Source organism: Priestia sp. SIMBA_032, from assembly GCF_046535215.1.
Taxonomy (GTDB): Bacteria; Bacillota; Bacilli; order Bacillales; family Bacillaceae_H; genus Priestia; species Priestia aryabhattai.
This window is the reverse complement of record NZ_JAWRXD010000499.1, coordinates 1-278: the sequence shown is the minus strand read 5'-3', so window position 1 is coordinate 278 and position 278 is coordinate 1. Positions and strand designations below refer to the sequence as shown.

1 rRNA gene is annotated in these 278 nt (G+C 43.9%); it reads right to left on the bottom strand.

What is annotated here, in order from left to right:
- Window positions 1-191: 191 nt before the first annotated feature.
- Window positions 192-278: ribosomal RNA gene (rrf, locus tag SB717_RS35300) — 5S ribosomal RNA — on the bottom strand; the annotation flags it as partial.

Sequence of the window (278 nt, the reverse complement as noted above, 5' to 3'; positions counted from 1 at the left end):
AGGATGACGGGATCGAACCGCCGACCCCCTGCTTGTAAGGCAGGTGCTCTCCCAGCTGAGCTAATCCTCCAAAAAAAATCTATATAAGCGCTACGAATAGCGTTATTTTCATTACTTATAATAGAATGTTCCAAATAAAAAACCCCTATGCTCTTTTACAAGAGGCTAATAAGGGTCTTTATTATTGAATTGCCTGGCAACGTCCTACTCTCACAGGGACAAAGTCCCAACTACCATCGGCGCTAAAGAGCTTAACTTCCGTGTTCGGTATGGAAACG